The following is a 24,185-nucleotide window of genomic DNA, read 5'->3' as shown; positions in this document are numbered from 1 at the left end:
TTTTCATGTCGCGTCACTTGCCGGGGGCCGCGCCGCCCAGTTCCGACAGGCTGAGCGTCAGCGCACGGGCGAGCGGCTCGACATGCCGGTTGCCGCGTGTCACGGCCTCGAACACCTCGGGCGCGTCGCCCGCGACCATGGCCAGCGCCTCGGCCATCAGGCTGTAGCTCTGCGTCCGGATCCGCGGCTGATCACCCAGCGAGGCAAGGGCGCGGGCCAGAAGGTGGGTCAGCCCCTGCGTCATCGCCGCCTGGCGGTCATGATCCTCGGGCGTTGTCACGACGATGTCGAGGCCGAGGCGGCATTTCAGGAACGCGGCCACGCGCCGCCAGCGGTGGCTCCTGACCGGGCAGAGGACCACCTGCCGCCCGGAGAGGTCATCGCGTGCACTCTGCGGGCCGAACATCGGGTGCGTCGCCAGGATGTCGACGCTCTCGGGCAGGAGGGTGCGCATCAGGCGCGCGGGCTCTTCCTTGACCGAACAGACGTCGACAACCATCTGCCCGGGCCCAAGGTGCGGCGCCATCCGTTGCAGACAGCCCGCGAGCGCGGGCACCGGCACGGCGAGAAGGACGATGTCGGCGCGAACCTCGGAGGGCCCCTCAAGCACGTCGAAGCCCAGGCCCCTTGCAGCCTCGTGCGCCGTGCGGGCGGGATCGAGCACCGAGATCCGGGCATGCGGCGCCAGATAGCGGGCGGCGAGCTGCCCGAACGCGCCAAAGCCGACAATGGTGATCGTGGGAGTGCTGGTGAACATGATCCTGGTCCGAAAAAGGGGGGCCAGGGGTCATGGGGCTCCGGTTCGACCGCTGGCGTGAAGGCAGCGGTGAACATGACAGTTGCTCCGCTCCCTAGGGCAGCGGGTAATAGGCCATCGCGGTGAAGGTCGTGCAGCGTGTCATGGCGCGGGATTGACCAGAGATCGGCGCCCCCGTCAATACCCCGCGTCCGGCCGGGGGGATCAATCCGGGCCGGGCCGGGCCTTGACGAAGCGCTTGTAGAAGGGCCGCATCATGCCGACCGTCAGCAGGATCCGGTAGATGTGGTGGGCCGAGACGAAGGCGGGGTTGGCGTTCAGCGACAGCGCGATCAGGGCCATCTCGGTCACGCCGCCGGGAGAGAAGCTGATCAGAAGGACGTCCAGCGCCTCACCCGTGGGGCCATGCGCCGCCCAGGCAAAGCCCAGGCCGACGACCAGCATCATCGTCACCGACAGGAAGGCGAGCCAGGCGCCCCGCACGATCAGACGCAGGCGGATGCCGTGGAACCGGGTGCCGAGGAACGAGCCCACGACCACCTGCGCGGCCGAGAGCATCCAGCCCGGCATCTCGATCACGAAGAGGCCCGAGAGCGTCGCCGCCGCCCCGACCAGGAGCGGCCCGACCAGCTGGCCTGCGGGCAGCGGCGCGTACTTGCCCAGAAGGAAGCCCGCGACGACCAGCAATGCCACCTCGGGCAGGTGTTCGAACCCGGCGTCTGCCCGCGACAGGGACATCCCGCCCGCGCTTCCGACCGGGTGCCCGTACCAGAGCGACAGGCCCACGGGCAGCATGGTGACGACAAAGATGATCCGCAGGAACTGCTGCAGGGTGACCAGGTGCTCGACCGCGCCTTCCTCTTCGCCCATCAGCATCGCCTCGATCAGCCCGCCTGGCGTGCTGCAGAAATACGAGGTCGCCGGATCGTAGCGGCCGAGCTTGCGGAAGATGATGTAGTTCCCGGCCAGCACCAGCGGGACAAAGACAGTGAGCGCCAGGAAGCTCGCCCAGGCATGCCGCAGCTCGGCCAGCACGACCCAGTCCACCTTGGCGCCGATCGACAGGCCGATAAGGCCGATGAACATGGCGCGGAAATCGCTGGGGGTCTGGTAGCCCTCGGGGATCGCGCGGGGAACGAAGATCGTCACCAGGCTTGTCGCGATCAGCGCGCCCAGCATGAACGGGAGGGGCAGGCCCACGACCTTGGCGACGAGGCCGCCGATGGTCCCGATCAGGACGAAGAAGGCGGTGTAGATGATCTTGGTCTTCAGGCTGAGCACGTCGGCGTCCGATACGGCGCACGTCGGCACCGCCTTTCCGGGCTGGGTGTGTCTGTCGTGCTGACCTATGCCCCCGGGCCGGTCGGTATGCAAGCGCATGCCCACGCAAGTCTGTGAATTCGAATTTCGCAGCCTCGACACTGCCCGCCGGGCGCGCGGATAGTCGTCCGGGCCACCGATCAGGACCAAGCGAGAGCCCGCCTTGCCCACCCAAGCCGACAGCCGCAGGGCCTTTTTCGCCGTCTTCCCGTCGATCGCGCTGCCGATCTTCATCGCCCTTGTCGACCAGTCGGTCATCACCACCGCGATGCCGTTCGTTGCCGCCGAACTGGGCGAGGTGGCCAAGATCACCTGGCCGGTGACGGCCTACCTGATCGCCGCCGCCGTGGCCGCGCCGGTCTATGGCCGGTTGGGCGACATGTACGGGCGCAAGCGGCTGATGGCGGTCGGGCTGGTGATCTCGTCCGCCGGCTCGATCCTGTGCCATCTCTCGGTCTCGATGACCATGCTCACGGCCTGCCGGGTGGTGCAGGGCCTGGGCGCGGGCGGGTTGATGGCGCTGGCCAGCGCGCTGGTCGGGCAAGCGGTCGGTCCGCGCGAACGCGGGCGCTACCAGGCCTACATCGCGACGGTGGCGGTCACCGCGAACGCCGCGGGCCCGGTGATCGGCGGCGTTCTGACCGATCATTTCGGCTGGCGCAGCATCTTCCTGCTCAACCCGCTTCTCGTGCTGGTGGCGCTGGCGCTGCTCAGCCGCCTCAGGCTCACCAACGCCCCGAGCAGCCGGAAAGGGATCGACATCGGGGGCGCGGTGATCCTGGCGATCGCCTTCACCAGCCTCGTCATGGCGATCGACACGCTGCGCCGGGGCGACGGGGCGCCGATCGCCGGGATGCTGCCGATGGCCACGGTCTGCGCCGCCGCGGTGATCCTGCTGATCTGGTGGGAACGGCGCGTCGAAACCCCGCTGCTGCCGCGGCAGGTGTTCGAAAACCCCTCGATCCGGCGGTCCAACGCGATGGCCGTCGCGCAGGGCTGCCTGATCCTGGCGATCCTCGCGCTGCTCCCGGTGTTCCTGCGGGTGCAGCTTGGCATCTCGGCCTCGGGGATCGGGCGGGCGCTGGTGCCGATGGTGGCGGCCACGGCGGTCGGGGCCTCGATCACCGGCAAGATGGTGAACATGACCGGATGGACGACGCTGTTTCCCGGCATCGGCTTCACCATGCTGGCGGTGATGCTGGCGGGATTTGCGCTGATCCATCCGCAACTGGACCAGACCGGCTATGCGATCTGGTTCACCTGCACGACGATCTGGCTGGGCACGGTGATGCCCACGGTGCAGATCATCGTCCTGGCCGAGGGCGAGCCGCAGGATTTCGGTGCCGTCACCTCGGTCACGCAGCTGTCGCGCTCGCTCGGCGCCGCGACGGGGACGGCGATCATCCCGGTCGTTCTGCTGCTGACGCCCGGGTTCGGCGCGGAACCGCTCGCCCAGCTTCTCGACGGCAGCAGACAAGATGTGGAGGTCGCATGGCCCGCCTTCCGCAATGCCTTCCTCGTTCTGGCCGGCATCGCGGCGCTTGGCGCGGTGATCGCGGCGCGGGTGCCGCGGCGTTCGGTCTGACCCACGGCAAGTTGGCTTGCCCGGCCCCGGATAAGCGGTGATAAACCCCGACACATTCGGAGGTTGCCATGTCCCTGCTGCGTTCCCTGATCACCGCCGTCGCGCTGGTTCTGCCGATGGCCGCCCATGCCGACCGGGTCACGGTCTTTGCCGCCGCCAGCCTCAAGGACGCGATGGACGATATCGCGCCCGCCTTCGAGGCCGAGACCGGGCACGAGGTCGTCGTCTCGCTCGCCGGGAGTTCGGCGCTTGCCCGCCAGATCAACGAGGGTGCACCGGCGCAGGTCTTCATCTCGGCCAATTCGGACTGGATGGACGTGCTTGAAGCGAATGGCAAGCTCGCCCCCGAAAGCCGGCGTCCCCTGCTGGGGAACCGCCTGGTCCTCGTCGCGCACGATCCCGAGGTGCCCGAACGGGACATCACCCGGGATTTCGACATCGGCGCGCTGCTCGGCGACGGCCAGCTGGCCATGGCCCTTGTCGAGGCGGTGCCCGCGGGCATCTACGGCAAGGCCGCGCTCGAGTCGCTGGGGGTCTGGGAGGCGCTGGTCCCCCGCGTGGCACAGGCCGACAACGTCCGTGCCGCGCTGGCGCTGGTCGCCACCGGCGAGGCGCCGCTCGGGATCGTCTATGCCACCGACGCGATGGCCGAACCCAAGGTGCATGTCGTCGGCCGTTTCCCCGCCGACAGCCACCCGCCGATCGTCTATCCGGCCGCGGCCATGGCCGACCCGGGCGAAGCCGCGCTGGCCTTCCTTCAGTTCCTCGGTGGCGAAGAGGCGGCAGCCATCTTCATCTCGAAGGGCTTCGAGGTGCTCGAGGAGTGATGTCGGGAAACCGTGGAGCGGGTGAAGGGAATCGAACCCTCGTCGTCAGCTTGGGAAGCTGCTGCTCTACCATTGAGCTACACCCGCCTGCGGTGCAGGAGAGGTAGCCAAGCCCGCCGGGCGCGTCAATCGGCTAAATGCATCCGACGCGGCGGAAGCGGCAGGCGGCGCCGTGTGGCGCCACCCGCCGGGATCGTCACCCTCAGCTGTTGAGGATCTTCATCTTCTGGGCCTGGAACTCGTCCTCGCTGAGGATCCCCTGGTCCTTGAGCTGGGCGAGCTTGGTCAGCTGATCCATCTTGGCATCGTCGAGCCCGCCTGCAGCCGCCGGGGCCGCCTGCGGCGGCGGCGGGGCGTACTGCGGTTCGGCCATCGGCTGCGGCGCGGCCGCGTCGGCCCGGGCGGCCTGCTTGCGCGCGGCGCGGTTGTTCATGGTGTTCGCGGTGCCGACCACGACTGCGGTGGTGGCGGCGGTGCGGGCAGCGTTGCCGATCAGGCTGCCTCCCATACGTCTTCTCATGATGTAGTCTCCCGTTTACAATACGTTAGGGTCAGATTTTCAGACGGATTCCGCCGCCGCGATGACCGCGGCGCGGGCTTCTTCCACCAGCGGACGCGGGATGCGTTCGTCCAGGACCACGCGGCCGCCGGATTCGCGCACCGCCTCGGCGAACTCGCCGACCCAGGTGTTCTCGAACAGGATCATCAGCGCGGTCCAGTTCTCGGGCAGCTCGGCGGCAAGCTCCAGAAGGTCCTCTTCGCTCAGCAGGCCGTCCTCTTCCTCGGTCAGTTTCTGGAGCGCCTCGGACAGCTCGTCATCGAGGTCCTCGATCTCGAGCACCGAGATCGTGCCGTCGGCATCCTTGGACGCCACGACAAGGTCGATCACCCGGATCAAACCCTTGTCGACCATGTCAAAAAAGGTCGGGGCGACATTCCCGTTGAACTGGTTTCCCGGGAATTCGATCATTACTAGTTCCACCGGTCCCTTGCGGTCGGTCATGGCTTCAACTCCTCAAGACAAATTACCTTGGGTTAACCATGCGAAATACCGCAACGACGCACAACCCTTCCGAAAGGGGGGCGGTGAAGATTCTCGGCGTGACGGGCGGAGGACGGCTTAGGCCCGGCGGCGCCGTCTCCGGCCGCCGCGGTCGCCGTCGCCACCGGTGTTGAAGCTGACTTCGGGCAGGGTCACTACGGCGCGCAGCTCGGGGAAGGGATCGACGGCGTGCGGGATCGCATTGGCGGCGACGAAATGCTCCTGGAAACGCGGGGCAATGGCGGTCTCGACCTTGGTGATCCGGCGGACCTCGGCCTCGATCCGGGCGCGGGCGGCGCGGTTGCAGAGCGCGATGCGCGCCCCGGTCCCGGCGGCGTTCCCGGCCGAGCTGACCCGGTCGAGCGGCACGTCGGGGATCATTCCCAGCACCATCGCGTGTTTCGGAGAGATATGCGCGCCGAAGGCCCCGGCCAGCACCACGCGGGCCACCCGGTCGACCCCGCGTTCGTCCATCAGCAGCCGCGCCCCGGCATAGAGCGCCGACTTCGCCAGCTGGATCGCCCGGATGTCGCCCTGGGTCACGGTGATCCGCGCGCCACCCTCGGCGCTGGCGTCGTGGATCAGGTAGGCATGCGTGCGTCCGTCGGGCTCGCATCGCGGTGTGCCGGTCTGCTCGGCCGATCCGATGAGCCCGGAGGGGTCGAGGAGCCCCGCCATCCGCATCTCGGCCACCGCCTCGATGATGCCCGAACCGCAGATGCCAGTGATGCCGGTCTGCGCGGTGGCGGCGGCAAAGCCCGGATCATCCGACCAGAGATCGCAGCCGATGACGCGGAATCGCGGCTCCTTGGTCGCGGGGTCGATCTCGATCCGTTCGATGGCGCCTGGCGCGGCACGCTGGCCCGAGGAGATCTGGGCCCCCTCGAACGCCGGCCCGGTGGGCGAGGAGCAGGCGAGCACCCGCGTCCTGTCGCCCAGCAGCAGCTCGGCGTTGGTCCCGACGTCGACGATCAGCACGAGGTCCTCGGACTTGTCCGGCTCCTCGGCCAGCGCCACGGCGGCGGCGTCGGCGCCGACATGGCCTGCGATGCACGGCAGCAGGTAGGTCTGCGCGCGCGGGTTGATCGCGGTGAGCTCAAGCATGGCGGCATCGAGCGCAAGCGCCGAAGAGGTGGCGAGCGCAAAGGGCGCCTGGCCCAGTTCCACCGGGTCGAAGCCCAGCAGCAGGTGGTGCATCACCGGGTTGCAGACCACCACCGTCTCGACGATCAGCGCGGGGTCGATCCCGGCGTCGCGGGCGATCTCGGCAAAGAGGGTGTTGAGGGCCGTGCGGACGGCGGCCGTCATCTCGACCTCGCCGCCCGGGTTCATCATCGCGTAGGATACCCGGCTCATCAGGTCCTCGCCGAACCGGATCTGCGGGTTCATGATGCCGGCCGATCCCTTCACCTCGCCGGTGCCGAGGTCGCACAGGTGTGCCGCGATGGTGGTCGACCCGAGGTCGATCGCCAGGCCGTAAAGACCATCTTCGTGCAGGCCGGGCCAGATTTCGAGGATCTTAGCCGCGCCCTCGTGATGATCTGCAAAGACTGCGACGGTGACCTTCCAGTCGCCCTTGCGGAGCACCTTCTGCAGCTTCATCAGCAGGCTCGGGGCGGCGGTGACGGCGGGAATGTTCCACTGCGCCTCGAGCGCGCGGGCCAGCCGCTCGAAATCGCCCGACGGTTCGTGCATGTCGGGTTCTGCCACCTCGACATAGTAGAGCCGCGTCGCCGCATCCATCGTGATGTCGCGCACGGCGGCGTCCTTACGGACGACCTGGCGGTGGACCTGGCTTTCGGCGGGCACGTCGATTACCATGTCGCCGAGGATCTGCGCCTGGCATCCGAGGCGTCGCCCGGACTTCAGCCCTCGCACCCGGTCATAGCGTTCCTCGACCGCGTTCCAGTCGCTCAGCGCCTCGGGGCGGGCGGTGACGCCGTGCTTGGGAAAGTCGCCGAAGGCCGGGGCGACCTGGCATTTGGAACAGATGCCACGCCCGCCGCAGACCGAGTCGAGGTCGACGCCCAACTGGCGCGCGGCGTCGAGGACGCGGGTGCCGGGCGTCACGCGACCGCGCTTGCCCGAGGGGGTGAAGATGACGAGAGGATCCTGGGCCATGTCCGACGTTCCGCCTGTTTTTCCGCACCATAGGGGCAGGACGCCGCAGGCAGAAGGCGGGAAACGTCAGATTGCTGCCTGTCCGCGGCGCGGCGGGGTCAGAAGCGCAGCACGATCTCGTTCGGGCGGGTCTCGACGCTGATCCGGCGGCCACGTTCCGTCAGCAGCGCGGGCAGCAGTGCGAACTGGACCTGCGCGGGCTGGACGTTGGCCTGGCTGGCCGGATCGCTCAGCCCCTGCCACAACGCGGGATCGGGGCGGTTGGGATTGGCGGGGCCCGAGATCTCCCACCGGTCCTCATCGTCGGCCGGGGTCACCGACACGGTGCCGCCCTGGGGCATGGCGCTTTCAAAGCACTGCAGGGCCAGGAATACCTCCTGCACCCGGGCGCGGGGGTATTCGTGCACCGGGGTCCAGTCGAACTGCACCCGGCTGCCGGCGCTGATGTCGGTCAGGATCGACCCGATTTCCGATTTCCCCATCATCTGGTGTGCGCCCGCCATGCCGAAGGCAACCCGCAGGAACCGGATCCGGGCATTGGCGTGATCCACCGATTCCGAGATCAGCGCCAGTTCCGGCGACACCGCCTTGCCCTCCAGCGACAGAAGCTCGATCCCGTTGCAGATCGCCCCGATGGGCGAGATCAGGTCGTGGCAGATCCGTGACCCTATCAGCGAGGCAAGATTGTGATTAGACTGCCACATGGTATTCCCTTCACATTGCCCGATCGCTGGACCGACACATGGATGACCTGAACGCCTTGCTTGAGCCCGGAATGCGGGTGGTCCACCCGGCCCAGCCGGATTGGGGGACCGGGCAAGTGCAATCAAACATTGCCGGAAAGATCACTGTCAACTTTCCCGAAGCGGGCAAGATCGTCATCGACAGCTCCCGTGTCGCACTGCTCCCCGTCTTTGAATCATGAACCTGGTTGCCAAATGGTTAATGATCATCGACTTGCCGCGCTGCGGCACCGAGGGGCGCGGAAATCGTCGGGACAAGGCGGCGCGGCAAGGGATTGATCCGCGCCTGCCGCTTTTTTAAAAGCGCGCAACGATGACACGCCAGACCGCCCCCTCGCACGACCCCGCCGCCCTGCGCGAAAGCCCGCGATTCTCGGTCCGGCTGGCGCGTGACGCGGCCGAGGTCGAGGCGGCGCAGCGCCTGCGCTACCGGGTCTTCGTCGAGGAACTTGGCGGCGACGGCCCGATGGTCGACCACGACGCCCGGCTGGAACGCGACCGCTTCGACGGCGATTTCGATCACCTGCTGCTCTGGGACGACAGCCGCGAGGACGCCGATCCGCGCGACCGGGTCGTCGGCGCCTACCGTCTGCTGCCGCCCGAGGGGCGCGTCCGGGTCGGGCGCTACTACTCCGACGACGAATACGACCTCTCGGTGCTCGAAGCCTCGGGTCGCCGGCTGCTGGAGCTCGGCCGATCCTGCCTGCTGCCCGACTACCGCGGCGGCACGGCGATGTGGCACCTGTGGAACGCGCTGGCGGGCTACGTCCGCGAGAAGGAGATCGAGGTGTTGTTCGGCGTCGCCTCGTTCCACGGCACCGACGTGCACGCGCTTGCCGCGCCGCTATCGCTGCTGCACCACCGCCACCTCGCGCCCGAGGACCTGCGCGTCCGCGCGCAGCCTGCGCAGTTCCATCCGATGGACCTGCTGCCCGAGGACCAGATCGACCGCCGTGCCGCCATGCTGGCGGTGCCCGCGCTGATCAAGGCCTACCTGCGGCTCGGCGGGTTCGTAGGCGAGGGCGCCTTTGTCGATCACGCCTTCAACACGGTCGACGTCTGCCTGATCCTCGACACCGCCCGGATGAACGACCGACAGCGCGCGATCTACGAACGTGAGGCCGGGGTGTGACGCAGGTGTGGCAGCCGGACCCCACCGATGGCTATCCCGACCCGACGCATCCCGGCCCGGGTGGCTGGCTGCTGATCGTGCTGCGGGTGATCCCGTTGGTGATCCTGAACTTCGGCGGGCTGGTGATCCTGCTGCTGATCCGGCTGGTCGAACGGCCGCTTTGCGGCGTGCATCGCCCGGTCACCTCGCGGCTGGTGCAGGCGGTCTGCATCCTCAGCCTCAAGCTCGTCGGGTTGAGGCTGTGCGTCAGCGGGCGGCCGATGCGCGAGGGCGGGGCGGTGGTGGCCAACCACTCCTCATGGCTCGACATCTTCGTGCTGAACGCGGCCAAGCGGATCTACTTTGTCAGCAAGGAAGAGGTGGCAGGCTGGGCCGGAATCGGCTGGCTGGCGCGGGCCACCGGCACCGTCTTCATCAGGCGCGACCGGCGCGAGGCGCAGGCGCAGACCCAGGTCTTCCGAGAACGGCTGGGCGCCGGGCACAAGCTGCTTTTCTTCCCGGAAGGCACCTCGACCGACGGGATCCGGGTTCTGCCTTTCAAATCAACGCTGTTCGACGCGTTCTTCGCCGAGGACCTGAAGACTCACCTGCACGTTCAGCCGGTGACCGTGGTCTACCACGCCCCCGCGGATGCCGAGCCGCGGTTTTACGGCTGGTTCGGCGGCATGGGCTTTGCCGGGCATATCGTTCAGGTGCTGAGCCATTGGAAGCGCGGGTCGGTCGACGTGATCTGGCATGATCCGATCCCGGCGGCGCAGGTCGAGAACCGCAAGGTCATGGCGCGCACGGCCGAAGCGGCGGTGCGGGGCGGCATGCCGCCCGAGCGCCGGATCACCTGATCGGGGCGAGCAGCGCGGCCAGCGCGGCTTTCGGATCCTTGGCGTCCCAGATTTCCGTCCCGATGCCGAAGAAGTCGGTCATCGGGGCCAGCCGTTCGATGGCCTCGCCGGTCAGCGCGCCTTCGGCGACCACCGGCAGCTCGATCATCTGCGACCACCAGGCAAAGATCTCGTCATCGGCCAGTTCGGCACCGGCCAGCGCGGTGGCACCGACCGGACCGAAGGCGATGTAGTCCGCGCCCGCTTCGCCCGCGTTCATCCCCTCGTGCCGGGAGGCGCCGCAGAAGGCGCCGACGATCGCGTCTGTGCCAAGCGCCTTGCGGGCCTTGCGGACCGACCGCGCGCCGTCGACCAGGTGCACCCCGTCGAGGCCGAGCCGTTCGGCCAGCACGAAATGCGTGTCGATCACCAGCGCCACGTCGCGGGCATGGGTCACCTCGCGCAGGGCATCCGCGGCGCGGCTGATCCGGTCCTCGTCATGGCTGGCCAGGGCCAGGCGCACGCAGGCGACCTGTTCGGCGTCGAGCACGGCGGCCAGCTGGTCGGGAAAGACCGACAGGTCAAACTCCGGCGGCGAGATCAGGTAGAGTTGCGGGGCGTCTTCGGACATGGGTGTTCGTTCCTCGTGGTCGGGCCGCTATAGCCTGCGGCTGGCCGCGGGAAAGGGGGCTCCTCGGACCGGGGAGCGGGCAGGGGCCGCGCGGCCCCCGCCGAGAGCGTTCAGCCGGCGTAGTCGGTCCAGGCCATGTCCTCGCCCTTGAGGCCGCCCTTGATGACGCGGGTCGGCAGGCCGATGCGGTCCAGCAGGGTGAAGAACGGTTTGGGGTCCAGCTCCTCGACGTTCGTCATCGTCCCGGCGTCCCATTCACCGGTGGCGACCAGCATCGCGGCGGCGACCGGCGGCACACCGGCGGTGTAGGAAATGCCCTGGCTGCCGACCTCTTCGTAGGCTTCCTTGTGATCGGCCACGTTGTAGACGAAGAGCTCGATCTCCTCGCCGCCCCTGGTGCCCTTCACGAGGTCGCCGATGCAGGTCTTGCCGGTGTAGTCCGGCGCGAGGCTGGCGGGGTCGGGCAGGCAGGCCTTGACCACCTTCAGCGGGATCACCTCCTGCCCCTCGGCGGTCGTCACCGGCTGTTCCGAGAGCAGGCCGATGTTCTTCAGCACGGTGAAGACGTTGATGTAGTGATCGCCGAAGCCCATCCAGAACCGCACGTCGGCCTGCGGATAGTTGACGGCGAGCGAATGCACCTCGTCATGCCCGGACTGGTAGGCCTTGGAGGGGCCGACCACCGGCAGATCCCATTCGTGGCCCGAGGCGAACATCTCGGTCTCCTTCCACTGCTGGTCCTCCCAGTAGTAGACGGTGCCGGTGAACTCACGGAAGTTGATCTCGGGGTCGAAGTTCGTGGCGAAATACTTGCCGTGACTGCCTGCGTTGATGTCGACGATGTCGATGCTCTTCACCTCGTCCATCTGGTCGATGGCGAAGCGGGCAAAGGCATTCACCACGCCCGGATCGAAGCCCGCACCGAGGATCGCGGTCACGCCCTTCTCGGCACAGGCGTCGCGGCGTTTCCATTCGTAGTTGGCGTACCACGGCGGGGTCTCGCAGATCTTGTCGGGCTCTTCGTGGATCGCGGTGTCGATATAGGCCGCGCCGGTCGCGATGCAGGCGTCGAGGACGTGCATGTTGACGAAGGCGGTGCCCACGTTGATGACGATCTGCGCCCCGGTGTCGCGGATCAGGGCCGCGACGGCATCGCTGTCGGTGGCATCGACCGCGTGGGCGGTGAAGTTGCCCGCGACCTTCATCGCGTTCTTGTCCTCGACGCTCGCGATGATCGCCTCGCACTTGGGCTTTGTGCGGCTGGCGATGTGCAGGTCACCCAGCACGTCGTTGTTCTGGGCGCATTTGTGCGCGACCACCTGGGCGACGCCACCGGCGCCGATGATGAGAACGTTCTTCTTCAAGACAGAACTCCCTTGATGATGAGGCGCCCCGGAAGGCGCAGTCAGATCACGACAGGGCCGCCGCGAAATCGTCGTAGGTGAAGGCCCGCACCAGCCGTTCCGAGCCGTCGAGCTCGCGGATGGCGATGGCGGGCATCTGCACCCCGTTGAACCAGTTTTTCTTGACCATCGTGTAACCCGCCGCGTCCTGGATCGAGATCCGGTCACCGGGCTGCAGGGCCTTGGGAAACTTGAATTCCCCGAAGATGTCGCCGGCCAGGCAGGACTTGCCGCAGATCATCCAGTCCTGGTCGCCGCTTTCGTGCACCTTGGCGCTCTCGCGGTAGATCAGCAGGTCGAGCATGTGCGCCTCGATCGAGCTGTCGACGATGGCCAGGTTCTTGCCGTTGAAGAGCGTGTCGAGGACCGTGACCTCGAGCGTGGTGGACTTGGTGATCGCGGCCTCGCCGGGCTCGAGGTAGACTTGGACCTCGTTCTCGCCGGCAAAGCGTTTCAGCCGCTCGGCCAGGGTGTCGAGGGGATAGCCCTCTCCGGTGAAGTGGATGCCGCCGCCCAGGCTGATCCAGTCCATCCGCCGGATCAGGGCACCGAACCGTGCCTCGATCTGGCCCAGCATCTCGTCGAACCGCTCGAAGCTCGCGTTCTCGCAGTTGTTGTGGAACATGAAGCCGCTGATCAGCTCCGCCACCGGCTCGATCACCTCGGGGCTGTGTTCGCCGAGACGCGAGAACGGGCGCGCGGGATCGGCGAGGTCGAAGCCGCTGGTGGACACGCCGGGGTTCACCCGCAGGCCGCGGGTGTGGCCGCGGCTGACCTCTTCGAAGCGCGAAAGCTGCTGCGCTGTGTTGAAGATCACCTTGTCGGATGAGGCCAGCACCTCGTCGATCTCGTCCGGTGCCCAGGCAACGGAATAGGCGTGCGTCTCGCCCGGGAACTTCTCGCGCCCCAGCTTGACTTCGAAGAGCGACGAGGAGGTGGTGCCGTCCATGTAGTCCGCCATCAGGTCGAAGACCGACCAGGTCGCAAAGCACTTGAGCGCCAGGAGCGCCTTGGCGCCGGAGCGCTCGCGCAGGCGGGCGATCTTCTCCATGTTGGGAAGCAGGCGGGACTTGTCGATGAGGTAATAGGGCGTCTGCATGCGCGTCGGGGCCTCTGCGGGGTCGGGACGGGGATGCACCGGTCCGTTCGATGCGAGGGCCCTTTAACGCGGCTGGTGCCGGGTCGCAATGACTCTCGGGCGTGGGGGCGGCGCGTCGGGCGGGGTCGGGGGGCCAGACCCTTTGTGGGTGGTAACGATCCCGAGCGGGTGTGGGCCTGATCGTCGAGGCGAGCACCGATGCCCTGGTGCAGGCGCGTCTTGGGCGGTGCGTGGCAAGCACGCACCCTACGGCTTGGGCGTGTGTGGAGGGGAAGGCGGGGGCGCTGCCCCCGTCGCGGCGGGCCGCGACTCCCCCGGAGTTTTCCGGGCAAGATGAAGGGGCGCGCGGCTTGTGTGTCGGGGCCTGCGTGGTATGAGGCGGGCGGATTTCAGGTGGAAAGGATGGTCATGTCGCAGCCGGTCTTCGTTCTGGTGCGTTCGCAGATGGGGGAAAACATCGGCGGCGCGGCGCGGGCGATGTGGAACTTCGGTCTCGACCGGATGCGGCTGGTCGATCCGCGCGATGGTTGGCCCAACCAGAAGGCCGTCGCCATGGCGAGCGGGGCCGGGCGCCTGCTGGACGATGCGGGCGTCTTTGCGACCACGGCCGAGGCGGTCGGGGATTGCGACTATGTCTTTGCCACCACGGCGCGGGCGCGCGGGCTGACCAAGCCGGTCGTGACGCCCGAGCGGGCGATGGAGATGGCACGCGAGAAGATCGTGGCGGGAGAGAAGGTCGCGGTCCTCTTCGGGCCGGAACGCGCGGGGCTCGAGAACGACGACATCGCGCGGGCCAATGCCATCATCAACGTGCCGGTGAACCCTGAATTCGCCTCGCTCAACCTGGCGCAATGCGTGCTGCTGACCGCCTACGAGTGGCGCCGGCAGGGGGTCGAGGTCGCGGCAGAGCGGGTGGAACTGGCCGGCACCGACTGGGCGAGCCAGGTCGAGATGGAGAAGCTGGCCGTGCATTACGAGGACCGGCTGGAGCAGGCGGGCTTTTTCTTTCCCGAGACCAAGGCGGAAAACATGAAGCTGAACCTGCGCAATTTCTGGAGCCGGATGCCGATGACGCGCGCCGATGTGCAGATGCTGCACGGGGTGATGCGTCAAATGGTCCGCTGGAAGGAACGCGGCGAGTGATCTTGTTGCCCCTGCGGCCCGGACATAGGGTGCGCGCAGGACGGAGGGCGGAATGAGCCAGAAGCGAAGCATATTCGAAGAGGTTGAGACCAGCGAGAAGCCGCAGGTCCAGACCGGGGTGATCGACCGGGCGCGCAAGGGATCGCGCCGGGCGGTGCGGGTCTGGCTGATGATCCTCTTCGCGCTGGTCTTCGCGATGATCCTTGTCGGCGGCATGACCCGGCTGACGGATTCCGGGCTGTCGATCACCGAATGGCGGCCGGTCACCGGGGCGATCCCGCCGATGTCCGCGGCCGAGTGGCAATCGGAGTTCGAGAAGTACCAGGCAATCCCCGAGTTCCAGTTGCAGAACAAGTGGATGGACCTCGACGACTTCAAGTCGATCTACTGGTGGGAATGGGGCCACAGGCAGCTGGGACGGGTCATCGGCCTGGTCTGGGGCATCGGCTTCGTGGCGTTCCTCGCGCTTGGCAAGGTGCCGCCGGGGTGGAACGGCCGGCTGCTGTGGATCGGTGTGCTGGGCGGCCTGCAGGGCGCGATCGGCTGGTGGATGGTCTATTCCGGGCTGGGGGGCACGATGCTCGACGTCGCCTCGGAACGGCTGGCGATCCACCTCGGCCTTGCCTTCATCATCCTCGGCTTCATCGCCTGGTACGTCCTGATGCTGGGGCGCGAGGAGCGGGACCTGATGCAGGCCCGCCGGGTGACCGAAAAGCGGCTTTTCGGTGTTTCGACCGGGTGGATGCACTTTGCCTTCCTGCAGATCATCCTCGGCGCGCTGGTCGCGGGGATCGATGCCGGGCGGAGCTACACCGACTGGCCGACGATGGGCGGACAGTACCTGCCGCCCGATCCCTTCCTGCTGGAACCGGCCTGGCGCAACTTCCTCGAGAACCCGGCGCTGGTGCAGTTCATGCACCGGATGGTGGGCTATGCGCTGTTCGCCTATGGCATCTTCGCCTTCCTGCGCGGTCGACGGTCGGCCAATGCCACGACCCGCGCGGCCTTTGCCGCGGCGTTCATCGCGCTCTGCGGGCAGGTGGTCCTGGGCATCTACACTGTGATGACCGGCGCGCCCTGGCAGGTCGCCATCCTGCACCAGTTCCTGGCCGTCGTGACCTGGGTGCTCATCATCCGGTCGCGCTTCTACAGCGCCTATCCCATCGTGACCTCGATCCGCGGAGCCTGACATGATCAACGACACCCTGAGCGCCCTTCTGGAGCACCAGAAGGAGACCGAGGCGCTGGCCCAGGTGGCCGGCCGGCTTGGCTGGGACCAGGAAACCGTGATGCCGCGCGGCGCGGCGCACCAGCGGGGCGAGGAGATGGCGGCGATGGAGGGCGTGCTGCACGCCCGCCGCACCGATCCGCGCGTGGGCGAGTGGCTGGCGGGGCTGGAAGGGGCGGACCTCGGCGCGGTGGATGCCGCCAAGCTGCGGCTGATCCGGCGCAGCTTTGACCGGGCCAGCAAGGTGCCGGCGCGGCTCGCCTCCGAGATCGCCCGCGTCACCTCGGTCGCGCAGGGCAAGTGGGCGGCGGCGCGGGCAGCCGACGATTTCGCGGCCTTTGCCCCGGTGCTGGAAGAGGTGGTGCGCCTGAAGCGCGAAGAGGGCGCGGCGCTGGCCAATGGCGGCGACGTCTACGACGCGATGCTCGACGATTACGAGCCCGAGATGACGGCGGCCGAGCTCGAGGCGATGTTCGGCCAGATGCGGCCGCGCCTGCGCGCCCTGCGCGAGGCGGTGCTGGGCCAGCCCGAACCCACGGCGCTGGCGGGGCAGTTCCCGGAAGACAAGCAGATGGCCCTGTCCGAGATGCTGGCCCGGACCTTTGGCTATGACCTCGACCGGGGGCGGATCGACAAGGCGGTGCACCCGTTCTCGTCCGGGTCGGGCAGCGACGTACGGATCACCACGCGGACCAACCCGGCCGATCCGTTCAACTGCTTCTATTCCACGATCCACGAGGTCGGGCACGCCTGCTATGAGCAGGGGATCGACCCGGACTTTGCGCTGACGCCGCTGGGGCAGGGCGTGTCGATGGGCGTGCACGAAAGCCAGAGCCGGATCTACGAGAACCAGCTGGGCCGGTCGCGTGCCTTCACCGGGTTCCTGTTCCAGCAGATGCAGGCCACCTTCGGCGACATCGGGATCGACACGCCCGAGGCGTTCTATGCAGCCGTGAACCGGGTGCAGAAGGACTTCATCCGGACCGAGGCGGACGAGGTGCAGTACAACCTGCACATCATGCTGCGCTTCGACCTGGAGCGGGCGATGGTGGCGGGCGACCTGGCGGTGGCCGACCTGGAAGGCGCGTGGAACGACCGGTTCGAGAAGGATTTCGGCTATGCCGTGCCGCGCGCTTCGCTGGGGTGCCTGCAGGACGTGCACTGGTCGGTCGGGCTCTTCGGCTACTTCCCGACCTATTCGCTGGGCAACGTCTATGCCGGCTGCCTGCACCAGGCGCTGCGGGCGGATATTCCGGCGCTCGACGACCAACTGGCCACCGGCGAGACCGGGGCCGCGACCGGGTGGCTGCGCGAGCGGGTGCAGCGCCACGGCGGATTGATGAAGCCGCGCGAGGTGATCACCCGGGCCTGCGGCTTTGCGCCGGACGCCGGGCCGCTGCTCGATTACATCGAGGCGAAGTTCCGGGGCATCTACGGGCTCTGAACGAAAATGGGCCGGCTGTTCAGGCCGGCCCAGTCGCGGGATCGACGGGGTAGAAGCGTCTGCCCGCATGTTCCGGTCCGCTCACGGGGCGAGAGTGTGCCCCGTCACTGAACGCGCGCGCGAACCGATGCCTGAACGGACGGCAGAAAGGCCGGACGTCCGGGCGCTGAGAAACCAATGATCGTTACCGTTCACCCGCAGCCATGAACGGAGCCAAGGCACATGCCCAGCTTGCCGGCGCAAACGCGCCGGTGCGTTTATCCACCTGGAAGGGTGGTGCAGTCCCTGTGTCCCATGCATCGCTGCCCTTTCAGGGGTACACGCATAGGCTGTTGTCATGAACAACTTATTCTGCACGCGCAGCATTGCAGGATTGGCTGTCACAATACGGCAACGGACCTAGGAATCAGAGCTCGGTCGCGTTGGTGAAGCAGTCGGCGATCCAGTCCGCCACCGCCCGCAGAAGGGGGTCTCGGCGGCGGGTTTCGTGAAAGCAGAGGTAGAGCTGGCTTTCGATATCGCGGCTTTCGGGGTCGTATTTCACCAGCGCCTTGTCCCGCGCCGCCGCGATGGCGGGCATCAGGCCGGGCAGGCGGGTGCTTTGCACTGTGGATAGAACTTCGCTCATGGTTTCGACGCGGAAATCCGGGTCGCGGCCGCCCATGATGACCCGGGCGCCCTGCATCGGCGGCTGGGATTCGTGTTGCTTGATCAGGCCGATCCAGTGCCCGTCATGCGGGCTGTCGGGATAGGCATAGACGTTCAGGCGCATCTTGCCGACGTAGCGTACGACAAGCCGTCCCTGGGTCGGGCGCACCGGTACGACGATCAGGTCGTTCTCGCCAAGCGCCTCGGTGAACATCTGCGAATTGAACACCAGCGAGACGTTCGGCCACTGGGCCGAGAAGCGGCTCAGCTCAGGGTAGAGAAGGTAGGACATGATCGAGGGCGGGCAGCCGACCGCGATATTGCCGTGTGACGGGTACTCTCCGGACTGGCCCGTATTGAGGTAGGTCGCGATCTGGTGCTCGAAGGTGGTCGCGCTTTCGATCAGGTCGGCGATCGATTCATTCGCGATCCAGCCCTCGGGCGTCTTGATGAAGAGGTCGCAGCCCAGCACCTCGCCGAGGCGCCCCAGCCGGCGGGAGACCGTGGCCGGGTTGGTGTCGAGAAGCCGGGCCGCTGCGCTCATGCTGCCGGTCTTGTGCACGGCAATCAGGTAGCGCAGGTCGTCCCAGTTCTTCATGCGATCCCCGCCAGCGGCCAAGGTCCTCTGTGCCTCCTGCTTAGCTCAGTCCTCGGTCCCGGCGGGGCCTTCGGCCTCTGCTCCGGACTCGTCCGTATCGTCGCCTTGTTCCGCGATCCGCGCAACCGAGACGACCTCTTCGCCCGCGCCGGTGTTGAACACCTTCACGCCGCCCGCCGAACGGGACCTGAACGAGATGCCTTCGACGGGTACGCGGATCGACTGCCCGCGCGAGGTGGCGAGCATGATCTGGTCGTCCGGCTCCACCGGGAAGGAGGCGACGAGCGCGCCGCCCCGCATCGCGCGGTCCATCGCGGCCACGCCCTGGCCGCCGCGGCCGCGGACCGGGTAGTCGTGCGAGGACGACAGCTTGCCCGAGCCGTTGGCGGTGATGGTCAGGATCAGGTTCTCGGACGCCGACATCTCGGCGTAGCGTTCGGGGCTCAGCTGGCCGGCTTCGACCGCCTCGTCATCCTCGTCCGGCAGCTCTTCCTCGGTCACGCCGGCCATCAGGCGGCGCTGCTTGAGGTAGGCGGCGCGTTCCTGGGGATCGGCCTCGAAGTGACGGATGATCGACATCGACACGACGCGGTCGCCGTTCTGCAGGCGGATGCCGCGGACGCCGGTCGATTTCCGGCCCTTGAAGACGCGCACCTCGGTGGTCTGGAAGCGGATCGCGCGACCCGCATCGGTGACGAGCATGACGTCGTCATCCTCGGAGGCGATGCGCGCGTTCACCAGTTCCACGCCCTCGGGCAGGTCCATCGCGATCTTGCCGTTCCGCATCACGTTGGTGAAGTCCGACAGCGCGTTCCGGCGGACGTCGCCGGCGCTGGTGGCGAACACGATCTGCAGGTCGTCCCATTCCTCTTCGGGGCGGTCGACCGGCATGATCGCGGCGATCGAGACACCCTGCGGGATCGGCAGGATGTTGACGATCGCCTTCCCGCGCGAGGTCCGGCCGCCAAGCGGCAGGCGCCAGGTCTTGAGCTTGTAGACCATCCCGTCGGTGGTGAAGAACAGCAGCTGCGTGTGGGTGTTGGCGACGAAGAGCGAGGTGACGACATCGTCGTCCTTCAGCCCGGCGCCCGACAGGCCCTTGCCGCCGCGCCGCTGCGCGCGGAACTCGGACAGCGCGGTGCGGCGGATGTAGCCGCCCTGGGTCACGGTGACGACCATGTCCTCGCGCTCGATCAGGTCCTCGTCTTCCATGTCGCCGGACCAGTCGGCGATCTCGGTGCGGCGCGGCACGGCGAAGAGCTCCTTCACCTCGCGCAGCTCGTTGCCGATGATCTCCATGATCCGGTCGCGGGAGCCGAGGATCTCGAGGTATTCGCGGATCTTGCCCGCCAGTTCGCGCAGCTCGTCGGTGACCTCCTGCACGCCCAGCTGGGTCAGGCGCTGGAGGCGAAGCTCGAGGATCGCGCGGGCCTGTACCTCGGAGAGGTTGTAGGTGCCGTCCTCGTTGATCGTGTGGGTCGGATCGTCGATCAACTTGATGTATTCCGCGATGCTGGTCGCGGGCCAGCGGCGGGTCATCAGTTTCTCGCGCGCTTCGGCGGCGTCGGCCGAGGCGCGGATCGTGGCCACGACCTCGTCCACGTTGGTAACGGCGACGGCGAGGCCACAGAGGATGTGGCTGCGTTCACGGGCCTTGCGCAGTTCATAGGCGGTGCGGCGGGCGACCACCTCTTCGCGGAAGGTGATGAAGGCCGACAGGAAGCCGTAGAGCGACAGGGTTTCAGGCTTGCCGCCGTTCAGCGCGAGCATGTTGCAGCCAAAGCTGATCTGCATCGGCGTGAAGCGGAAGAGCTGGTTCAGCACCACGTCGGCGGTGGCGTCGCGCTTGAGTTCGATCACCACGCGGACGCCGTGGCGGTCGGATTCGTCCTGCACGTGGGCAATGCCCTCGATCCGCTTGTCGCGAACCAGCTCGGCGATCTTCTCGATCATCGAGGCCTTGTTCACCTGGTACGGGATCTCGTCCACGATGATGGCGTAGCGGTCCTTGCGGAGCTCTTCGACGTGGGTCTTGGCCCGGACGATGACCGAGCCGCGGCCTTCGAGGTAGGCCTTGCGCGCGCCGGAGCGGCCGAGGATCACGCCGCCGGTCGGAAAGTCGGGGGCGGGGACGTAGTCGATCAGCTGTTCGGTCGAAAGATCGGGGTCGTCGATCAGCGCCAGCGTGGCATCGATCACCTCGCCCAGGTTGTGGGGCGGGATGTTGGTGGCCATGCCGACGGCGATGCCGCCCGCGCCGTTGACCAGCATGTTCGGGAACCGCGCCGGAAGGACGACCGGTTCGCGGTCCTTGCCGTCGTAGTTGTCCTGGAAATCGACGGTGTCCTTGTCGATGTCGGCCAGCAGGTAGTTTGCGACCTTGTCCATCCGCACTTCGGTGTAGCGGAAGGCCGCGGCCTTGTCGCCGTCCATCGAGCCGAAGTTGCCCTGGCCGTCGAGCAGCGGCAGCGACATCGAGAAGTCCTGCGCCATCCGGACCAGCGCGTCGTAGATCGCGGCGTCACCGTGGGGGTGGTACTTGCCCATGGTGTCGGCGACCGGACGCGAGGATTTCCGGTACGGCTTGTCGTGGGTGTTGCCCACCTCGTTCATGGCGAAGAGGATGCGCCGATGCACAGGTTTCAGGCCGTCCCGCAGATCCGGGATGGCCCGCGCCACGATCACGCTCATCGCGTAGTCGAGGTACGACGTCCGCATTTCCTGCGCGATCGAGATGCTCGGACCCTTGGGGGCCGGGCGCGCGGTTTCTTCTTCGTTTTCAGGGGGTTCCGGCGTATCGCTCACGAGTGGGGCCTTGTCCTGAGGGTCTCTCAATATCTAGTTGGGCGGACTATAGCACCGCCCAGATAGGGGGTGCAATCGTGCCCGGGCGGCAGAGTTGGCAGCCGTTCGGATGAATTGCTAACACACTGTTTTTGTTGAAAAGTAAATCCGTTCCGGCATCATTTTCGTATGTTCCCTACAGGAGGACCATCATGGCGCAATCCGAGACGGAAATGATGCTGAAGGGCTACGGCCTGACGACGGCCGAATTCTTCTACCACATGCCGGATCATATCCACGTGCTGAACACCTTCATCTGGCAGGACTACGACATCGCCCCGGACCACCCGCGGCTCTTCCGCTTCATCGAATACTGGCGGGACGAGATCGAGGGGCCGCTGCATTCCGTCCGCTTCACCCACCGGCGCGAGGTCTCACCGGGCCGCTGGCGCAACGTGGTGGGCGAATTCACCCTGCACTAGCCCCTGGCGGGCTCAGCTGCAGGCCTGCGCCGCAAGCGCCTGCTTGCGGGCGGCGACCATGTTGATCTTGCGGTAGGCCTGCTGGCCGGTGACCTCGGGCCCGAGCCAGTGGGGCCGGGGAAAGGCGGTGTCGCGGGCGGGCAGCTCGACCTCGGCGATGACGATGCCCGAGAGCAGCCCGTCGTAGACATCGACCGTCCATGTCAGCCCCTGCGCGGGTACGTGGTATCGGACCTTCTCGACCACGTCGCCGTTGCAATGGCGGTCCAGCATTTCGTGCGCGTCGGCGGCGGGGATGGGGTATTCGTACTCGTCGCGTTCCAGTCCGTTGCGGCGGCCCTTGACGCAGATCGTGGCCTGGCCGTCGTAGAACCGGACCCGCACCTTGCGGCCTTCGTCGGTGGCGATCAGCCCGTCGCGCAGGCGTTCGCTGCGGATGACGTACGGGCGCCAGCCCTCGTTCGCGACAAGGAACTTGCGTTCGATTTCTTGTGCCAAGGGAACCCCGCCTTCTGGTCGCTGTGGTCGCTGCCCGGGTGGGCGGGATGCGCATATCCGCAGGCCAAGGGAAAGGCCAGCGGGGCAGACGTGGCGTCACCGCGTCGGCCGTTTCGTGCCGGCCTGGACGGGCCCGCTCAGGGCGGGCCCGGTCGGGATCAGGGAATGATCCGGGTGTACTTGGTGCCTTCGATCGCGGCGCCGATCTTGGCCCCGGCCTGGCCGAAGACGATGGCCACGATCGGTGCGACGCCGGTGGTCGAATCCGCGCGCAGCACCTCGCCCACGTCGTTGAAGACGTATTCAATGTCCGCGCCGAGGGCGAAGCCCTTGCCGCGCCGGAAGCCGTCGAGCGCCTCTTGCGTCATGAAGAACAGGACGTGTGCGTATTGCTGGGCGCCGATCTGCAGCCCGGCGTTGGCCGAGGCGGCCGAATAGTAATCGACGGTGGCGCCGTTCACCCGCAGCGCGCCACGGCCGTAGACGCCGCCCAGGCCCAGCCCGACCTCGGTCATCAGCGGCATGACGAGCATGCCGGCCGACTTGTCCGCGAGGTCGCGGGTCGAGGGATAGCGCTGGTACATGTGCTGGATCGTGGCGTCGACCCGTGCGTCGAGGGTCTGTCCGCCGGTGGAGCCCACGCCGTTGGCGCAACCTGCGATCAGCGAAGTCGCGGCCAGCGCCGCGAACGCGAAAGTGCGTCGGGAAAGTCTGCTCATTGTCTGCCTCATATGCCCTTGTCCGCCCGAAGGGGCTGCCGGTTTCTCCGGCTTGGGGCGAACTATAGGCGCTGCGGCGCGTCCTGTCACCATCTGTTGTGGTTCACGCCGCCGCGATGCGCGGGGATCAGCGCCCCGCCAACCTGCGCGCGATCTCGGGCGCGAAGTAGGTGAGGATGCCGTCGCATCCCGCGCGCTTGAAGCAGAGAAGGCTTTCCGCGATCGCCTTGTCGCCGTCGATCCAGCCGTTCAGCGCGGCGCCCTTGATCATCGCATATTCGCCGGAGACCTGGTAAGCGAAGGTCGGCACGCCGAACTGGTCCTTAACCCTTCGGCAAATGTCGAGGTAGGGCATGCCGGGCTTGACCATCACCATGTCGGCGCCTTCCGACAGGTCGCGGGCCACGAGGCGCAGCGCCTCGTCGGAATTGCCCGGGTTCATCTGGTAGGTCGCCTTGTCGCCCTTGAGCGCGCCGGTCGCGCCGACGGCATCGCGGAACGGGCCGTAAAAGGCGCTGGAGTACTTGGCCGAGTAGCTGAGGATCATGACGTTGCGGTGGCCCTGGCTTTCCAGCGCCTGCCGCATCGCGCCGATCCGGCCGTCCATCATGTCGGAGGGGCCGATGATGTCGGCGCCCGCCTCGGCCTGGCTGAGCGTCTGCTTGACCAGCGCCTCGACGGTTTCGTCGTTCAGGATCTCTCCGTCGACGACAAAGCCGTCGTGCCCGTCGATGTTGTAGGGATCGAGCGCGACGTCGGTCATCACCGCCATCTCGGGCACCGCCCGCTTGATCGCGCGGGTGGCCCGGTTCGACAGGTTCTCGGGGTTCCAGGCCTCGGCGCAGTCCTTGGTGCGCTTGTCCATCGGCGTATAGGGAAACAGGCACATCGCCGGGATCCCGAGGTCGGCCGCCTCGCGCGCGGCCTCGGCCACCGCGTCCACCGTCAGGCGGTGCACGCCGGGCATCGAGGGGATCTCCTCCCGCGCGACGCCGTCGCCTTCGCGGACGAAGACCGGCCAGATCAGGTCGCCGGCGCCCAGGGCGTTTTCCTGCGCCAGGGCGCGGATGCCGGGGCTTTGCCGGGCCCGGCGGAACCGGGTGAGCGGGAAGGGGGCGTGGAGCGGCGTCATGGGCGGGCCTTTCGGTTGATCCGGCGCGGAT

23 protein-coding genes and 1 tRNA gene are annotated in these 24,185 nt (G+C 67.4%); 9 read left to right on the top strand and 15 right to left on the bottom strand.

All coding sequences use genetic code 11. The features are described 5' to 3' along the window. Positions 1 to 13: 13 nt before the first annotated feature. Both ACE2AC_RS03730 and ACE2AC_RS03725 read right to left on the bottom strand, forming a co-directional pair. Positions 14 to 757 (bottom strand): prephenate dehydrogenase/arogenate dehydrogenase family protein, encoded by a 744-nt coding sequence (locus tag ACE2AC_RS03730; protein WP_375690781.1) that lies wholly within the window; start codon positions 755 to 757, stop codon positions 14 to 16. 204 nt (positions 758 to 961) lie between these two features. Then, positions 962 to 2,038, bottom strand: coding sequence for an AbrB family transcriptional regulator (locus tag ACE2AC_RS03725; protein ID WP_375690780.1), 1,077 nt, complete (start codon positions 2,036 to 2,038; stop codon positions 962 to 964). A 202-nt stretch (positions 2,039 to 2,240) separates the two neighbouring features. Here ACE2AC_RS03725 and ACE2AC_RS03720 point away from each other — a divergent pair, with 202 nt between their 5' ends. Beyond that, positions 2,241 to 3,662 carry an MFS transporter gene (locus ACE2AC_RS03720; protein ID WP_375690779.1) on the top strand — a complete coding sequence of 474 codons (1,422 nt, stop codon included), beginning with the start codon at positions 2,241 to 2,243 and terminating at the stop codon, positions 3,660 to 3,662. 68 nt (positions 3,663 to 3,730) lie between these two features. After that, positions 3,731 to 4,489, top strand: coding sequence for a molybdate ABC transporter substrate-binding protein (gene modA / locus ACE2AC_RS03715; protein WP_375690778.1), 759 nt, complete (start codon positions 3,731 to 3,733; stop codon positions 4,487 to 4,489). Between the two features lie 13 nt (positions 4,490 to 4,502). Here the strand turns inward: modA and ACE2AC_RS03710 are convergent. The 5 genes from ACE2AC_RS03710 to ACE2AC_RS03690 all read right to left on the bottom strand — a co-directional run bounded on the left by ACE2AC_RS03710 (position 4,503) and on the right by ACE2AC_RS03690 (position 8,356). Continuing rightward, a tRNA-Gly gene (locus ACE2AC_RS03710) sits at positions 4,503 to 4,576 on the bottom strand. Positions 4,577 to 4,691: 115 nt separating this feature from the next. Beyond that, positions 4,692 to 5,009 (bottom strand): SHOCT domain-containing protein, encoded by a 318-nt coding sequence (locus tag ACE2AC_RS03705; RefSeq protein ID WP_375690777.1) that lies wholly within the window; start codon positions 5,007 to 5,009, stop codon positions 4,692 to 4,694. Between the two features lie 39 nt (positions 5,010 to 5,048). Continuing rightward, on the bottom strand, positions 5,049 to 5,492 hold the full coding sequence (locus tag ACE2AC_RS03700; RefSeq protein ID WP_375690776.1) for a DUF6325 family protein: 444 nt from the start codon (positions 5,490 to 5,492) through the stop codon (positions 5,049 to 5,051). 117 nt (positions 5,493 to 5,609) lie between these two features. Then, the gene (locus tag ACE2AC_RS03695) at positions 5,610 to 7,652 is read right to left on the bottom strand and encodes an ASKHA domain-containing protein (RefSeq protein ID WP_375690775.1); all 2,043 of its coding nucleotides are present in this window, start codon (positions 7,650 to 7,652) and stop codon (positions 5,610 to 5,612) included. 98 nt (positions 7,653 to 7,750) lie between these two features. Then, a complete protein-coding gene (locus tag ACE2AC_RS03690) occupies positions 7,751 to 8,356 on the bottom strand; it encodes a histidine phosphotransferase family protein (protein ID WP_375690774.1) in 606 nt (201 codons plus the stop codon). Between the two features lie 38 nt (positions 8,357 to 8,394). Between ACE2AC_RS03690 and ACE2AC_RS03685 the strand changes: the two genes are divergently transcribed. From ACE2AC_RS03685 to ACE2AC_RS03675, 3 genes are all read left to right on the top strand, one after another. Continuing rightward, the gene (locus tag ACE2AC_RS03685) at positions 8,395 to 8,577 is read left to right on the top strand and encodes a DUF3553 domain-containing protein (protein ID WP_375690773.1); all 183 of its coding nucleotides are present in this window, start codon (positions 8,395 to 8,397) and stop codon (positions 8,575 to 8,577) included. Between the two features lie 131 nt (positions 8,578 to 8,708). Continuing rightward, on the top strand, positions 8,709 to 9,527 hold the full coding sequence (locus tag ACE2AC_RS03680) for a GNAT family N-acetyltransferase (RefSeq protein WP_375690772.1): 819 nt from the start codon (positions 8,709 to 8,711) through the stop codon (positions 9,525 to 9,527). Then, complete coding sequence (locus tag ACE2AC_RS03675) at positions 9,524 to 10,366, top strand: lysophospholipid acyltransferase family protein (RefSeq protein WP_375690771.1); 843 nt, start codon at positions 9,524 to 9,526, stop codon at positions 10,364 to 10,366. The genes ACE2AC_RS03680 and ACE2AC_RS03675 overlap by 4 nt, the downstream gene beginning before the upstream one ends. Here the strand turns inward: ACE2AC_RS03675 and ACE2AC_RS03670 are convergent. The 3 genes from ACE2AC_RS03670 to ACE2AC_RS03660 all read right to left on the bottom strand — a co-directional run bounded on the left by ACE2AC_RS03670 (position 10,359) and on the right by ACE2AC_RS03660 (position 13,478). Next, positions 10,359 to 10,976 (bottom strand): thiamine phosphate synthase, encoded by a 618-nt coding sequence (locus ACE2AC_RS03670; protein WP_375690770.1) that lies wholly within the window; start codon positions 10,974 to 10,976, stop codon positions 10,359 to 10,361. The genes ACE2AC_RS03675 and ACE2AC_RS03670 overlap by 8 nt on opposite strands. A gap of 110 nt (positions 10,977 to 11,086) precedes the next feature. Then, positions 11,087 to 12,340, bottom strand: coding sequence for a saccharopine dehydrogenase family protein (locus ACE2AC_RS03665; protein WP_375690769.1), 1,254 nt, complete (start codon positions 12,338 to 12,340; stop codon positions 11,087 to 11,089). A 46-nt stretch (positions 12,341 to 12,386) separates the two neighbouring features. Next, entirely contained in the window at positions 12,387 to 13,478 is a 1,092-nt protein-coding gene (locus ACE2AC_RS03660) for a carboxynorspermidine decarboxylase (protein WP_375690768.1), read from the bottom strand. A gap of 408 nt (positions 13,479 to 13,886) precedes the next feature. Between ACE2AC_RS03660 and ACE2AC_RS03655 the strand changes: the two genes are divergently transcribed. From ACE2AC_RS03655 to ACE2AC_RS03645, 3 genes are read left to right on the top strand one after another with little or no spacing between them, the layout of a single operon-like run. Further along, positions 13,887 to 14,621, top strand: a complete 735-nt coding sequence (locus ACE2AC_RS03655; RefSeq protein WP_375692064.1) for an RNA methyltransferase — start codon at positions 13,887 to 13,889, stop codon at positions 14,619 to 14,621. A gap of 52 nt (positions 14,622 to 14,673) precedes the next feature. Then, positions 14,674 to 15,810, top strand: coding sequence for a heme A synthase (gene ctaA, locus ACE2AC_RS03650; RefSeq protein ID WP_375690767.1), 1,137 nt, complete (start codon positions 14,674 to 14,676; stop codon positions 15,808 to 15,810). Between the two features lies 1 nt (position 15,811). Continuing rightward, the gene (locus tag ACE2AC_RS03645) at positions 15,812 to 17,293 is read left to right on the top strand and encodes a carboxypeptidase M32 (protein ID WP_375690766.1); all 1,482 of its coding nucleotides are present in this window, start codon (positions 15,812 to 15,814) and stop codon (positions 17,291 to 17,293) included. A gap of 406 nt (positions 17,294 to 17,699) precedes the next feature. Here ACE2AC_RS03645 and ACE2AC_RS03640 read toward each other — a convergent pair whose 3' ends face one another. Together ACE2AC_RS03640 and gyrA are read right to left on the bottom strand one after the other, a co-directional pair. Beyond that, the gene (locus ACE2AC_RS03640; protein WP_375690765.1) at positions 17,700 to 18,539 is read right to left on the bottom strand and encodes a LysR family transcriptional regulator; all 840 of its coding nucleotides are present in this window, start codon (positions 18,537 to 18,539) and stop codon (positions 17,700 to 17,702) included. A 45-nt stretch (positions 18,540 to 18,584) separates the two neighbouring features. After that, on the bottom strand, positions 18,585 to 21,344 hold the full coding sequence (gene gyrA, locus ACE2AC_RS03635; RefSeq protein WP_375690764.1) for a DNA gyrase subunit A: 2,760 nt from the start codon (positions 21,342 to 21,344) through the stop codon (positions 18,585 to 18,587). Between the two features lie 191 nt (positions 21,345 to 21,535). On the opposite strand from gyrA, the gene ACE2AC_RS03630 reads away from it, so the two are divergent. After that, a complete protein-coding gene (locus tag ACE2AC_RS03630; protein ID WP_375690763.1) occupies positions 21,536 to 21,805 on the top strand; it encodes an usg protein in 270 nt (89 codons plus the stop codon). Positions 21,806 to 21,817: 12 nt separating this feature from the next. Here the strand turns inward: ACE2AC_RS03630 and ACE2AC_RS03625 are convergent, their stop codons facing one another. From ACE2AC_RS03625 to hemB, 3 genes are all read right to left on the bottom strand, one after another. Beyond that, a complete protein-coding gene (locus tag ACE2AC_RS03625) occupies positions 21,818 to 22,303 on the bottom strand; it encodes a CYTH domain-containing protein (RefSeq protein WP_375690762.1) in 486 nt (161 codons plus the stop codon). 158 nt (positions 22,304 to 22,461) lie between these two features. Then, positions 22,462 to 23,022 carry a YSC84-related protein gene (locus ACE2AC_RS03620; RefSeq protein WP_375690761.1) on the bottom strand — a complete coding sequence of 187 codons (561 nt, stop codon included), beginning with the start codon at positions 23,020 to 23,022 and terminating at the stop codon, positions 22,462 to 22,464. Positions 23,023 to 23,149: 127 nt separating this feature from the next. Beyond that, positions 23,150 to 24,154: a porphobilinogen synthase gene (gene hemB, locus ACE2AC_RS03615; RefSeq protein WP_375690760.1), complete on the bottom strand. Its 1,005-nt coding sequence runs from the start codon at positions 24,152 to 24,154 to the stop codon at positions 23,150 to 23,152. Positions 24,155 to 24,185 lie beyond the last annotated feature (31 nt).

Source organism: Pseudooceanicola sp. LIPI14-2-Ac024 (assembly GCF_042188925.1).
Lineage (GTDB): Bacteria > Pseudomonadota > Alphaproteobacteria > Rhodobacterales > Rhodobacteraceae > Pseudooceanicola.
The sequence above is the reverse complement of the archived record's forward strand: the minus strand, read 5'-3'. Positions and strand labels throughout refer to the sequence as shown.